10 protein-coding genes and 1 riboswitch are annotated in these 13,576 nt (G+C 38.0%); of the genes, 9 read left to right on the top strand and 1 reads right to left on the bottom strand.

Annotated features, from left to right (window positions below; translation table 11 throughout):
- Nucleotides 1–32: 32 nt before the first annotated feature.
- The 9 genes from C9J31_RS08045 (at nucleotide 33) to C9J31_RS08085 (ending at nucleotide 13,052) form a co-directional block, all read left to right on the top strand.
- The gene (locus tag C9J31_RS08045; protein WP_107951448.1) at nucleotides 33–1,385 is read left to right on the top strand and encodes an NAD(P)-dependent oxidoreductase; all 1,353 of its coding nucleotides are present in this window, start codon (nucleotides 33–35) and stop codon (nucleotides 1,383–1,385) included.
- 196 nt (nucleotides 1,386–1,581) lie between these two features.
- Nucleotides 1,582–2,844 (top strand): NAD-dependent dihydropyrimidine dehydrogenase subunit PreA, encoded by a 1,263-nt coding sequence (gene preA, locus C9J31_RS08050; RefSeq protein WP_107951447.1) that lies wholly within the window; start codon nucleotides 1,582–1,584, stop codon nucleotides 2,842–2,844.
- A 414-nt stretch (nucleotides 2,845–3,258) separates the two neighbouring features.
- Entirely contained in the window at nucleotides 3,259–4,779 is a 1,521-nt protein-coding gene (locus C9J31_RS08055) for an NCS1 family transporter (RefSeq protein WP_107925144.1), read from the top strand.
- Between the two features lie 70 nt (nucleotides 4,780–4,849).
- Nucleotides 4,850–5,059 carry a hypothetical protein gene (locus C9J31_RS08060; RefSeq protein WP_107925145.1) on the top strand — a complete coding sequence of 70 codons (210 nt, stop codon included), beginning with the start codon at nucleotides 4,850–4,852 and terminating at the stop codon, nucleotides 5,057–5,059.
- Nucleotides 5,060–5,281: 222 nt separating this feature from the next.
- A riboswitch (M-box (ykoK) riboswitch) is annotated at nucleotides 5,282–5,447 on the top strand.
- Between the two features lie 259 nt (nucleotides 5,448–5,706).
- Nucleotides 5,707–7,065, top strand: coding sequence for a magnesium transporter (gene mgtE, locus C9J31_RS08065; RefSeq protein WP_107951464.1), 1,359 nt, complete (start codon nucleotides 5,707–5,709; stop codon nucleotides 7,063–7,065).
- A gap of 340 nt (nucleotides 7,066–7,405) precedes the next feature.
- On the top strand, nucleotides 7,406–8,782 hold the full coding sequence (locus C9J31_RS08070; protein WP_107951446.1) for an amino acid permease: 1,377 nt from the start codon (nucleotides 7,406–7,408) through the stop codon (nucleotides 8,780–8,782).
- A 653-nt stretch (nucleotides 8,783–9,435) separates the two neighbouring features.
- Nucleotides 9,436–10,830, top strand: coding sequence for a spore germination protein (locus C9J31_RS08075; RefSeq protein WP_107951445.1), 1,395 nt, complete (start codon nucleotides 9,436–9,438; stop codon nucleotides 10,828–10,830).
- Nucleotides 10,831–10,860: 30 nt separating this feature from the next.
- Nucleotides 10,861–11,943, top strand: a complete 1,083-nt coding sequence (locus tag C9J31_RS08080) for a GerAB/ArcD/ProY family transporter (protein WP_107925149.1) — start codon at nucleotides 10,861–10,863, stop codon at nucleotides 11,941–11,943.
- Entirely contained in the window at nucleotides 11,940–13,052 is a 1,113-nt protein-coding gene (locus C9J31_RS08085) for a Ger(x)C family spore germination protein (RefSeq protein WP_107951444.1), read from the top strand. The genes C9J31_RS08080 and C9J31_RS08085 overlap by 4 nt, the downstream gene beginning before the upstream one ends.
- Before the next feature lie 95 nt (nucleotides 13,053–13,147).
- On the opposite strand, the gene C9J31_RS08090 is transcribed toward C9J31_RS08085, so the two are convergent.
- Nucleotides 13,148–13,528, bottom strand: coding sequence for a DUF5658 family protein (locus C9J31_RS08090; protein ID WP_153062546.1), 381 nt, complete (start codon nucleotides 13,526–13,528; stop codon nucleotides 13,148–13,150).
- Nucleotides 13,529–13,576 lie beyond the last annotated feature (48 nt).

Raw genomic sequence — 13,576 nt, forward strand, 5'->3', positions numbered from 1 at the left:
AGGAAAAGTGAACACATGAGGGGGATGTGGAAATGGTTTCAATGACTTCACAGCTTGACCGAAATTTTGTTGAATTGACAAGCAGGATGACAAAAAATGAAGCGATAGAAGAGGCAAACCGCTGCTTATATTGCTACGATGCACCATGTATTACAGCTTGCCCGACTAGCATTCAAATCCCAAATTTCATTAAGAAAATTGCTTCAGGCAATATGAAAGGTTCGGCCACAACGATTCTTGAGGCAAATCCGATTGGTGCAAGCTGTGCGCGAGTATGTCCGACAGAAGAGTTATGTGAAGGGGCATGTGTGTTAAATTCCTCGACAAAACCAATAAAAATCGGCCACTTACAGCGCTATGCAACCGACTGGGCGATGGAGTCGAATGTTGAGCTATTTACAAAAGGACAAAGCAATGGACAAAAGGTAGCCATTATTGGCGCGGGGCCTGCTGGGTTAACTGCTGCGCGCGAGCTTAGCCGATTTGGTTATGATGTCACAGTTTATGAAGCCGAGTCGAAAGCGGGTGGTTTAGGGAATTATGGCATCGTGTCGTTCCGCCTGCCAAACGAGGTTGTAGATTGGGAAGTCGAGCAAATTGTTAAGCTTGGCGTGGACATTAAAACGAATACAACAGTAGGTGTAGATATCTCGGCGGATGAAATTTTACAACAATATGACAGTGTTATTTTGGCGATTGGTATGGGCGCTGTGCCGAAAGTTGGTATTGAAGGTGAAGATTTAGTGGGTGTCCATGATGCCATTGAGTTTGTAAGGCAAACAAAAATCGGCCCGCTTTCAACCGATTTTGTAGGCAAACGAGTAGCGGTCATTGGCGCGGGAAATACGGCAATTGATGGCGCGACATGTGCTGTTCGTTTAGGTGCGGATAATGTGAAAATTCTTTACAGAAGAACACGAAATGAAATGACAGCTTACCACTTCGAATTTGAATTTGCCAAACAGGATGGTGTGGAGTTTAAGTGGCTGACAGCACCCAAAAAAATTATTGGTAATGATGCTGGTGAAGTAGTAGCGATTGAATGCATCAAGATGAAATTAGGTGAGGCAGGTGCTGATGGTCGTCAAAGACCAGAAGAAATTGAAGGTTCCAATTTTATAATTGAAGTGGATGCGGTCATTAAAGCTATTGGTCAGACCCGCTTTGTATCATTGATTGAAGCCTTTAAGTTAAAGCATACCAATGGTGTAGTCGATATTGATGAAACGACAATGCAAACATCCCATAGCAAAGTGTTTGCATGTGGAGATGTCGTCTTCGGAAATGGACAAGGCGAGGCGATGGTTGTTACAGCTGTTCAGCAAGGAAAAGATGCAGCCTACAGGATACATGAGCGTTTGCGAAAACCTAGCGAGATTGCATAACTGCATGTAGCAGAAGGTTTACACTTCTATACGTGATAAGAGAACAATCGTTTCGAGTTTTGCACAGCGGATGTAGAATGTTCGCTGAATGTAGTGATAGTGTCCGGCGGATTTTGGTCAAGAGTGTAGCGTGTTCACTCGATCCAAAGTCTGGATGCCAAATTCGCTGGGGCGATTTTGATAGGGGGGAAGCGACATGGCAGATTTGCGCATTGACTTAGCGGGCATAAAATCACCAAACCCATTTTGGCTCGCTTCAGCACCGCCAACGAATTCAGGCTATCAAGTGCAACGTGCATTTGAAGCGGGATGGGGCGGCGCTGTATGGAAGACATTGGGTGAACCGATTTTGAATGTTTCATCACGTTTTGCCGCAGTTAGCTATAACGGACAAAGAGTAGCGGGTTTTAATAATATTGAACTGATTACAGATCGGCCGTTAGAAGTTAATTTAAAAGAAATTTATGACACGAAAAAAAGGTTTCCTAATCATGCGATTATTGCGTCATTAATGGTAGAGCCAAAGCAAGAAAAGTGGCATGAAATCGTAAAACGAGTAGAAGATGTGGGGGTTGATGGTCTTGAGCTTAACTTTGGTTGTCCACATGGGATGGCAGAACGAGGAATGGGCTCTGCCTCTGGTCAAGTCCCTGAATTGGTTGAAAAGCAAACGCATTGGGTGAAAGAGGTTGCACGTACGCCAGTCATTGTAAAGCTAACACCGAATATCACAGATATTACGGTCACAGCTGAAGCGGCGACTAGAGGCGGAGCCGATGCTATCAGTATGATTAATACAATTAATAGCTTAGCCGGCGTTGATTTAGATACGTGGAACACAGTGCCTCATGTTGCCGGAAAGGGAGCACATGGCGGTTATTGCGGCCCTGCTGTTAAACCGATTGCGCTCAACATGGTGGCCGAATGTGCTAGAAATCCATTAATCGATGTGCCTATATCTGGCATCGGGGGTATTTCCAACTGGCAAGATGCTGCAGAGTTTATGCTGATGGGTGCAACTGGAGTTCAAGTGTGTACAGCGGCGATGCACCACGGATTTAGTATTGTAGAGGACATGATTGATGGTCTCAATAATTATTTAGATGATAAAGGGATTGCCGCGGCGATGGATCTAGTGGGTCGCTCTGTCCTGCGTTATTCTGACTGGGGCAACTTAGACTTAAATTACAAAATCGTTGCTGAAATTAATAATGATGTATGCATTAACTGTAATAAGTGCCATATCGCTTGTGAAGATACGTCGCATCAATGTATTGACTTGTATTCAGAGAGTGGTCGTCCGATGCTAAAGGTGCGTGAAGAGGATTGTGTTGGCTGTAATTTATGCTCCATTGTGTGCCCTGTAGATGGCGCCATTACAATGGTGGAAAGAAAATCTGCTATTGCGCCAATGACTTGGAATGAACGCCAGTCGCTTATCGGTAGTCTCTCTCGATAAAGAAATCCCGTTGTTTAGGTATGTACTGAAAGGCCACTTTCATTTTGCCAATGGCTTAACATTAGCTAAAAGAAAGAAATACCGCATGTAGCTGTCACGAAAAATATCTTTATTCGGTAGAAGCGTCCTCTTTTTGTAACAGTTACAAGGCAGTGGATAATCAGCCGACGCCTGAATAAAGAACATGCCTCCGGCGGATGTCACGGATTTTGAAGGAAATCAATTGAGGATGTTAGCGTAACTTCGGCGTAGCCATGCCTTAGCGGCTAACTAGATTCTACATCGAAAAACGCCATGTTTCTGTGGCTATAAAAAATGACCGACTGCAAAATCGGCCCGCATGTAGACTCTAGCTCAATCAAAATTCGGACTCAATTACGCCGAGACGTAATTGATTAAAAAGGAGCGAAATGTATGGAGAATGACGGGCATTATTTGAAATCCCCAGATTTACTTCCAGTGACACATCAACAAAGAAATATTGGCGCATTTGGTTTTGCGGTAATTTGGGTAGGGATGGCGATAGTCTTAGCGGCCTTTGCGATTGGTGGATCGGCTATTATGAGTTTACCAATGCCAATGGTTATTTTAGCGACATTAATAGGTTCGTGTTTAATTGGCGTATTTATGACGTTAATTGGTGATATTGGTATCGAACATGGCTTATCATTTCCCGTATATATGCGCGCGCCATTCGGTACATTTGGCACGCATATACCGTCACTTGTTCGTGGCGTGACAGCAGCATGTTGGTTTGGTATCAACACATATTTTGGTGCAATGGCGATTAATGGTATTTTGAATTTGCTTTTTGGCTATGACAATTGGTTTATATGTTTCCTTGTCTTTGCGGCGTTACAGTTATTCAATACATCGCTCGGCATTAAATCGATTGAGCGATTTGCAGATTTAGCAGCACCGATTATTATTTTAATTTCGTGCTGGATGTATATTACGCTGGCAGATAATGCGACTTCCCAAGGCAAAGATGTCTGGACTTGGGTGGAAGCACCAACAACGGGTATGGCAGCCTTTACTGCGTTTATGGTTGTTATCATGGCAAATATGGGCTTCTGGGCAACATTAGCAGCCGATATGCCTACACTATCACGTTTTTTTAAAGCACCAAAAAATGAACGTAATTGGTTCAAACGCAATAAAACACAGTTAATTGGTTCGTTGATTGTGATGCCTATTACCAATACTTTTATGATTGTAATTGGTGCGGTATGTTATATGGCAGTGTCATCAGCGGATCCTATAAACGCATTACAACAAAGTGCTAGTGGGATTGTCTTAGGTATTCTTCTGCTAATGATTGTATTAGCACAATGGTCTACAAATACCTCTGCCAATGTTATTCCGGCAGCCACGATTTTTTCGAATATTGGCGGGCCTAAAGTTCCGTTTTGGGTAGGGGTTGTCATTGCAGGGATTATTGGAATACTAGCACAGCCGTGGAGCCTATTTGATGTTTTGGTCAATGCCCTATTAATTATAGGTGGTATTTTAACAGCCATTGTAGGCATTTTATTTGCTGATTATTACTTAATTCGTAAACGACGCGTAAATGTAAAAGATCTTTACGAGTTAGATGGCCAATTTAAGTATATGAAAGGCTTCAACTTAGCGGGGCTAATTGCTTGGATTATCGGTGGGTCCATCGCAAATATGTTTCCAACTTATTCATCATTAATCGGTTTCTTCGTTGGGGCCATTCTTTATTATCTATTAGCGAAATATTGGTGGTTCAAAAAGTACCCACAAGCAGAACTAGATGATCCAAGTGATGCCAAGTATTTAGGAATTACTGCTGGTCATAATTTGGATGAAATCTTCGGTCAAGAACCAGTACCCATGCCACCTGTCAACACAGATGAAGGGGATGCAGTAGAGTCAATTGATCCAGTACTTGAAATAAAAGGTGCTGAATAAAATAAAAGCAAGTGGATATTCCACGGTAGCGAATTAAGGCCAGTAATGTTGAACAAAGCGAGGTGATTGCATGTCAGATTACTTACAAAGTATGGATGAAATAAATAAAGTGGATCATTTTTTGGACAGTGGCTATAAGATTCAATATGTCTATGAAAACTTAAGTGGGATGTTTGTAGAGTTTGGACGACAGGATGAAGTTGTACATTTACAGATCCTCACAGCAGATGCACGTAAGTATTTCGCAGCAAAACTTCAAGAACAAACATTATTGCAATAAGGCAAATTTTATATGTAGCGATAAAAAATCTATTCCATGACTCTTTTTAGATAATGGAATAGGGTTTTGACCATCATAAAGCCTGATGGTTTATAAAAAAATGTTAATCAAAATGCCATTCATTAGCAGGTAACTTTAAGAAAAAAATCTAGGGTATCCATATAAAGTTTTAAAAAAACCATTGACTTCTAAAAGATATTCTTTTAGAGTGAACTTGTAATTAAATATCCTCGTTAGGTGAGGCTCCTGTGTAGGAGATATGCTACTGCCCAGAAATGTCGAAAGACGCCAATGGGTCAACAGAAACCATCGACATAAGGTGGTTTTTAATGTAGCTGGCTTTGTCCTATGCCACACAGTGCTAAAGCTCTACGAATGGAGGAGCAGATTTGCTACAATTTTTTTGTTGTGCAATCATGTACGTTTATAGTACCGTCTAAACACCTTCATTCGTTATGAAGGTGTTTTATTTTTATGTGAGGTGAGGAAAATGGATAACTATGACTATTCAGAACCAGACTCGAAGTATTATAAAAATGAATTAAATACACAGAATATCCATGAGGAATTTTAATTTATCTTTCTTAACGATTGTTTTATCGTTGGGGGAATATTTTTTGTTCCTCAATGAAGGAGAGGTTGTTAAAATGATTAAAAACATGCCAGAAAACCAAATAACAATTCAGATTATTAAGGCATTAAAAGAAGGAAAACAACAAGAATTCCAAGCAATATTGAAGGAACTCCAACCGTATGATATTGCACGGATTTTTGAGGGGGTACCAGAAAAATATCATACACGTTTCTTATTGTTTCTTACTCCTGAACAAATCGCTGAACTCATTCAAGAGCTTGAAAAAGTACATCAATTAATAGTTCTGAATAAATTAGGGATCGAAGAATCAGGTCAGGTAATGGATTTAATGGATAATGATGATTTAGCTTCATTGTTAGAAAACCTATCACCTGATAAAATTGAAGAACTGCTTTCAGGCATGAAGCAAGAAGAATCGAAAATTGTTAAAAATATTATGAACTATCCTCCTGAAACGGCAGGAAGAATCATGACAAACCGTTTTGTGTGGATTCCTCAACACTATACTATTCGAGAATCAGTTGATAAACTTAAAATATTTGCAGAATTCTCAGAAACGATAAACTATTTATATGTAATTGATGATGATAAAAAATTAGTAGGTGTTGTATCCTATCGAGATTTAATAATAAGTGATGAACTTGAAAAGATTCAGGATATTATGTATAGCAGAGTAATCTCCGTTTCTGCTGAAACGGATCAAGAAGAAGTAGCTCGTGTAATAGAGCGTTATGATTTTTTATCAGTTCCTGTTGTTGAAAAAAATAATGAATTGGTAGGAATTGTAACAGTCGATGATATTATTGACGTCGTTATCAAGGAAGCAAACGAAGATATTGAGAAACTTTCGGCATCTGGTAAAGCCATTGATTTTGACACGAAGGCACATGTGGCTGCATATCGCCGACTGCCTTGGCTAATTTTACTGTTATTTATCGGATTAGTTTCGGGAACCATTATTAGTGGTTTTGAAGAAACATTATCCAAAGTCGTCGCACTGGCCTTCTTTATGCCTATGATTGCTGGGATGACTGGAAATACAGGTACTCAATCATTAGCTGTTGTGGTAAGAGGTCTAATTACTACTGATACTAATAAAGGCGTAGTTATTAAACTTATTATTAGAGAACTGCAAGTAGGGTTGATTATAGGTATTACCTGTGGCATATTAATCTCGATTATAGCCTATATTTGGCAAGGGAATGCGGTTCTAGGTTTAGTTGTTGGAAGTTCATTAGTTGTGACTCTGATTATCGGGACTTTGGCTGGGACTATTATTCCTTTAATCTTATATAAATTTAAAATCGATCCGGCAGTGGCGTCTGGTCCCTTAATTACAACACTAAATGATATCCTATCCTTACTTATTTACTTTGGAATTGCAACAATGTTTATTTCAAAATTGATGTAGAGATTTAAGTTCCTGTAGATTAAACTGTTCCACAATCGGGCACGTTTGTGGAACAACATGAAAATCATCAAATAATATTAAAATCCTAACCGAATGTGCTGAAAAAGAATCCACTTTGATCTGTCAAAATGGATTCTTTTTAATTATAAATGATAATATTCTACATATTAAAAATATTTAGAAATAATATTTTAGCGAGTGCTCTCATACTTTTTTACCGGTTAAATATTACTTAAATGCTGTTTTTCCTAAAAATACAATTGTGTTTTTAGAAAGAATTTATTATTATTAGTAAAGTAATTTAAATGTGAAACAACATGAAGGAAAGAGGCTCATTCAAGTGGCAAATAAAGAATTAACAAGAGGCTTAGAGGCGCGTCATATTCAAATGATTGCTCTTGGCGGTACGATTGGTGTAGGGCTATTTATGGGTTCTGCCAGTGCCATTCAGTGGACAGGACCGTCTGTGCTACTTGCTTATGCTATATCAGGGATTTTTATATTTTTCATCATGCGTGCAATGGGTGAGATGCTTTATATGGAACCAAGCACAGGCTCATTTGCAACATTCGGTTATAAATATATCCATCCATTAGCAGGCTATTTAACGGCGTGGAGTAACTGGTTTCAGTGGATTATCGTTGGGATGTCCGAAATCATTGCCGTAGGAACATACATGCAGTATTGGTATCCAGATTTACCAGCGTGGATTCCAGGTTTTATCGCGATGGTGATTCTAGGTTTAGCGAATTTTATCTCGGTTAAATCGTTTGGTGAATTTGAATTCTGGTTTGCAATGATTAAAATTGTCACGATAATTCTGATGATTATCGCAGGCTTTGGCCTGATTTTCTTTGGTATTGGTAATGGAGGCATTGCGATTGGGTTATCAAATCTTTGGGAACATGGCGGCTTCTTTACTGGTGGCTGGACTGGCTTCTTCTTTGCGTTATCATTGGTTGTAGCAGCTTACCAAGGGGTTGAGCTTATCGGGATAACTGCGGGAGAAGCAAAAAACCCGCAAAAAACAATTACCAATGCGATTCAAAGCATTATTTGGCGTATTTTAATATTCTATATCGGTGCGATTTTTGTCATTATTACGGTTTACCCGTGGGATGAATTAGGAACAATTGGTAGCCCATTTGTGGCAACTTTTGCAAAGGTAGGGATTACTGCAGCAGCAGGGATTATTAACTTCGTTGTCATCACGGCGGCAATGTCAGGTTGTAATAGTGGTATTTATAGCGCAGGACGTATGCTTTATACACTAGCGATGAATGGCCAAGCACCAAAATTCTTTGCAAAGCTTTCTACGAATGGTGTTCCGATATTCGGGACAGCGGGTGTGCTTGTTGGATTAGTCATTGGCGTTGTACTGAGTTATATTGCTCCTGAAAATTTATTTGTCTATGTATATAGTGCAAGTGTACTTCCTGGGATGGTTCCTTGGTTTATTATTTTAATCAGTCAAATTCGATTTAGAAAAGTAAAAGATGGACAACTGGCAAAACATCCGTTTAAAATGCCATTTGCTCCAGTTACAAACTATATAACTATTGCTTTTTTAATAATGGTACTGATCGGTATGTGGTTTAATGAGGATACACGTGTATCGTTAATCGTGGGAATTGTTTTCCTTGTGCTTGTTACAATTAGCTTCTATGCTTTTGGTATTGGAAAGAGACGTCCAGTAGAAATGGATGATAACAACTAAACGCGATATTACTATGATGTATGAGAGTCATCATTTCAGACTGTCGACAAACTCAAAAAATTGAGTTTGTCGACGGTCTTTTTCTTTATTTAAACTCGTTGAATGACATTATGGTGGACGCTTGTCGCATGCATGGTTTCAGTGTCCTCGTTGCTACACTACTGCGGGGCCTTCTGCTTAGATGTATTGCTGATAAAAATTCAAAAGGTATTCGGAGTGATCACAACCCGAATACCTTTTGAGTTTTTGAATGCACTTCAAGCTGTTTACGTGCATTGTTTAATTGTAGGACATCATGTTTATGATTATCTCAAGTATGTTAGCAGCATAGGTGGGTCAGTATTGATTGGCGTGGATGGCGCAACATTCCTGTAGAAACAGCTCGTGCGGAAATTCCATTTTTGTGGGGCCGCTCGAAAAATTAGTTGGTGCTGTGCCTGTGGATGGAACAGTGTATCTACTGCAAATTTAGGAGATACCTCTTTTTTGTTTTGATGTAAAATCAATACTTTGGTTGTTTGCATTTTTACAGAAAATGTTGATTACATAATCGATTAAGAAAAGGACAAACTACATAAAAAATATGAAATGTCTATGGATTGAAAATGTAGTAAATACCTGGCAGCTAGACGCTATAAAGGGGTTGAAATGAAATGAGTGAGACAACACAACAAGTCATTGAATTGCTAAAAAAAGAAATTCATGGAATAGATGATGTCGTCATAAAAAAAGTTTACACAGAAGAAGGCAATGTTACCGTTATATATATATCTTCTCTGGTAGAGAAAATGACAATACAATCGATGATATTCATACCACTCGCTAATCATATTCGTCAAATTCTTCGTGTAGCTGAATCCGTGGATATTAAGAATATAGAGATTGTTTTACAAAAATTGAATGCTGGTCACACGCTGTTATTCTTTCATCAATTAAATCAACTACGAACAATTGACACATATAGTGCTCCCACACGCTCGATAACAAATACTGAAACAGAGTCTACGGTTATTGGCCCACAGGACGCTTTTACAGAATCATTAGAGACCAATATTTCTTTAGTGAAAAGGCGTATCCAAAATCCATTGTTGAAGACCGAAATTCGCACAGTAGGTACAGAGACAAATATTAAAATTTCCATCATGTATATGGATAATATTGTCAATAAGGAAAATCTGGAAAACCTTCGAGAGCGTATAGATAACATAGATTATCCTTATTTTACAGATATATCTGAGTTGAAGCAATTGATTGAAGATAATCCATTATCGCCATTTCCTCAGTATTATATGAGTGTAAGACCAGATAGTGTCAGTCAGTATCTTATTGACGGACGAATTGCCCTATTTATGGACAATAGTCAAGCGGCTGTTGTTTGCCCAACATCGTTTTTTGAAATGTTCATATCAATTGAAGATTATTATAACCGTTGGTCCACTGCCTCTTTGCTTCGGATGCTTCGATTTTTTGGATTTTTCCTGACGATAATGATTACACCAATGTATATATCTGCCTTAACATTTCATCCGGAAATTTTGCCATATGAATTGTTATTAAATCTTCAAGAGTCAAGAAGTAAAGTGCCGTTTCCACCAATCATCGAAGTGCTGTTTATCGAGCTCATCATTGAAGTATTGCGGGAAGCCGGTTCTCGAATGCCTGCAAAAGTCGGGCAAACGATTGGTATCGTAGGTGGTATTGTAATAGGAACAGCGGCTGTAGAAGCAGGACTTTTGAGTAATATACTCATTGTGTTAGTAGCAACTTCAGCATTACTTTCTTTCCTGCCACCCATTTTTTTAATGAGTAATACGAGTCGGTTTGTGCGCTATATTTTTATCTTATCTGCTGGTTTTTTTGGATTGTTCGGGCAAATGTTAGCATTCGCATGGTTAATCAACCATTTACAAAATTTAAAATCTTTAGGTACGCCTTATATGACACCATTTATTCCTCGGAAAGCGACAGATTTATTGGACGGTGTCATCAGATTTCCAACTAAATATTTAATGGCAAAGAAGGGGATTTCAAGAGCACAAAAAAAATAGATGGTTTTATGGAAATAGAGGTGGTTAACGTTGAGTACAAACAATAAAAAGCTTTTAAATGCATATCATGTTGTTTTTTTAACACAAAGTATAATGATTGGTACAGGTATTCTATCACTCCCTCAAAAACTTAGTTCTTTAGGTTATAATCAGACGTTTATGCCACTTCTATTTGGCGTTATCGCAAGTGTGACACTTTGGCCAATGATTTGGATTGGTTCGAAATATCCTGATGCAAATTTATATCGAATCAATGAAATTTTGTTAGGTAAATGGCTAGGAAAAACCATCAACTTTTTTTTCATCCTTCAATTTCTTGTTTTTAGTGCTGGAATTATTAGTAATTACATGCATCTTATTCAGAGTACAGCCCTGCCAGAGCAGACTATTACCTTACCTGTGATTTGTTTTCTATTATTACTTATTTACATTGTAAGTGGTGGCATTAAATCCATTGCTAGATTTTGTATGATGACCTTTTTTATTACGATAGGTATGATGTTTTTCACTAGTTGGGCATTTCAAAAGGGGGAGATGAGCCACTTTCTCCCTTTATTCAATTTTACTGGTGGGGAATTTTATGAAGCCATGAAGAAAGGGTATTTATCGATTCTAGGATATGAATTAATCATGTTTTACTATCCATATATAGTGCAGCAAAAAAAAGCCTATAAGCATACATTAATCGGCATTTGGATTAGCATTTTTGTTTGTTTTATTACCACGGCTATTAGTGTGATGTATTACTCAGAATGGCAATTAAAAAATATAGAATTTTCAGTACTCAACCTATTTAAAGCTGGCGAATTTTCATTTGTTGAAAGAATCGATATTATCGGTATCACACTCTGGGTATTTTTAATATTATCCTCGGTCGCTGCCTATCTATGGTGTGCGAAAAAGGGTGTAGATTCTCTCGTAGTAAAGAATAGTAATGCTTATTTATATATACTAGCTATTATCATTTTTTTTGTTGTGAAGATGCCGTTATCACGTAATTTTCAAGATAAATTATTTACCGCAAGTAATTATGTTGGTTATATGTTTATTATTTGGCCGTTATTATTAGTTATTCTTTATGTACTTCGAAAAAAGAAGCAGGTGCAGTCATGAGTAGAAAATTTCTTTGCCTAACTTCTTTTGTTGTCCTTTTTCTTTTGGCAGGTTGTGCCGACAAAGAACTAAAAGTGCCATTGGAAGATGTAGGTATGGTGGGTATTATGGCTTTTGACTATATTGATGAAGATAAAACGCAATTAACTGTGGCAATTCCACAGTATTCTCCGCAAGCAGAGCAAAATACACAAATTTTCTCTGTTGCGACAGATCTTGTTTCCAATGGGATTGTTGAAATCGAAAAACTGTCAGATAAAAAAATTGTTTTCAACCAATTGCGCGTGGTTCTTGTGAATGAGGAGCTAGCACGAAACGGGGATGTTCTAAAAATCATTCAGCACTTATACAGAAATGCTGAGGTCGGTAACAAGGTGCTTATTGCGGTCGTGAAAGAACGAGGAGAAGAGATGTTAAGATATAAATATCCGGATAAACCGAATATCAATTTTTACTTAAATGACTTGTTGGAACCAAGCATTAACACGGCGTTTAACCCAAATACGAATATTCATGATTTTATGTATGAAATTACAAATCCGGTCTTGGATGCAATTCTCCCGTTTATTGATAAAAATAATGATAAAATTGAGATTAAAGGGGTAGCTGTGTTCAAAGGAAATAATATGTTTGATACGATAAAGCCAGAAGAGGCGTTGTTGATTCAGGCCATTAAAGGTAGAAAAAACTTAGCTCCGTTGGATATCAATATGAATCAAGGGCATGGCAAAGAAAGATTGATGATGGACTTAATAGAAAACAGTGTAAAAATTAAAAGCAATAAGAATATAGATACGCCTAAGCTCACGATTAAGCTAAAGATTAAAGGGACGCTGAGCGAGTACAAAGGAGAACGAGAAAATAAATTAAATACCACGGATAGCTTAGCGGTTTTAGAGGATGATGTAAATAAAGAGCTTGAAGAGGACATTAAAAAGTTTTTTGCTAAGCTGAATGACATGAAAGTGGACCCTAGTGGGTTAAGTGAATATTTCAGAATGTATCACCATGGAAAATGGAAGAAAGAAATGACTAGAGAAATTATAAGCAAATTAGAGGTAGATGTGGAAGTGAATACGTCCATTATTAGTACAGGAACGTTACGATAAGGCAATTAACAAAGTGTCCAGGCGACTGTTTGGTCTGAGTTCGATAGGGATAAGAACGCAGGCCTTTTACATGTCCTTTTCACATTGTCTTATCGTTAAAGCAAGGTTAACCAATATATATGGAGACCGAATACGCCTAAGTAAATGATTAATAACCCAGTTAAACACATGGAGAAGAGATTTTTGAATCGTTCACCGCTCTTTCGATAAACCAAAAAGGAAAGTGCAGTAATGGAATACGACAGCATAATTTTCACTACTAAAAACAATGTGGGGCTAAGAACCCACAATACATCCATGATTGGATTTAATTCTTCAATTTTATTTAGCATTAGCCCATAATGTGTAGCGAAACCATCAAAAATATTTAATATCGCTATGAGCAGGCCAAGGAACAGAATATTGCATTTAAAGATAATAATCACGCCTTTGCAAATGGGAGTAATAGTAGAATAGCCATTTTGGACGTGATTCATAAAAAAGACAGTCGTTTTTTTAAAACATAGAGAAACGGGAAGGCTATA

It is taken from the genome of Lysinibacillus parviboronicapiens (assembly GCF_003049605.2).
Lineage (GTDB): Bacteria > Bacillota > Bacilli > Bacillales_A > Planococcaceae > Lysinibacillus > Lysinibacillus parviboronicapiens.

Excerpts from the sequence above, each read along its gene's own strand:
- preA (WP_107951447.1), top strand. The coding sequence starts at position 1,582 with ATGGCAGATTTGCGCATTGACTTAGCGGGCATAAAATCACCAAACCCA.
- C9J31_RS08075 (WP_107951445.1), top strand. The coding sequence starts at position 9,436 with ATGAGTGAGACAACACAACAAGTCATTGAATTGCTAAAAAAAGAAATT.
- C9J31_RS08055 (WP_107925144.1), top strand. The coding sequence starts at position 3,259 with ATGGAGAATGACGGGCATTATTTGAAATCCCCAGATTTACTTCCAGTG.
- C9J31_RS08090 (WP_153062546.1), bottom strand. The coding sequence starts at position 13,528 with ATGAATCACGTCCAAAATGGCTATTCTACTATTACTCCCATTTGCAAA.
- C9J31_RS08045 (WP_107951448.1), top strand. The coding sequence starts at position 33 with ATGGTTTCAATGACTTCACAGCTTGACCGAAATTTTGTTGAATTGACA.
- C9J31_RS08085 (WP_107951444.1), top strand. The coding sequence starts at position 11,940 with ATGAGTAGAAAATTTCTTTGCCTAACTTCTTTTGTTGTCCTTTTTCTT.
- C9J31_RS08060 (WP_107925145.1), top strand. The coding sequence starts at position 4,850 with ATGTCAGATTACTTACAAAGTATGGATGAAATAAATAAAGTGGATCAT.
- mgtE (WP_107951464.1), top strand. The coding sequence starts at position 5,707 with ATGATTAAAAACATGCCAGAAAACCAAATAACAATTCAGATTATTAAG.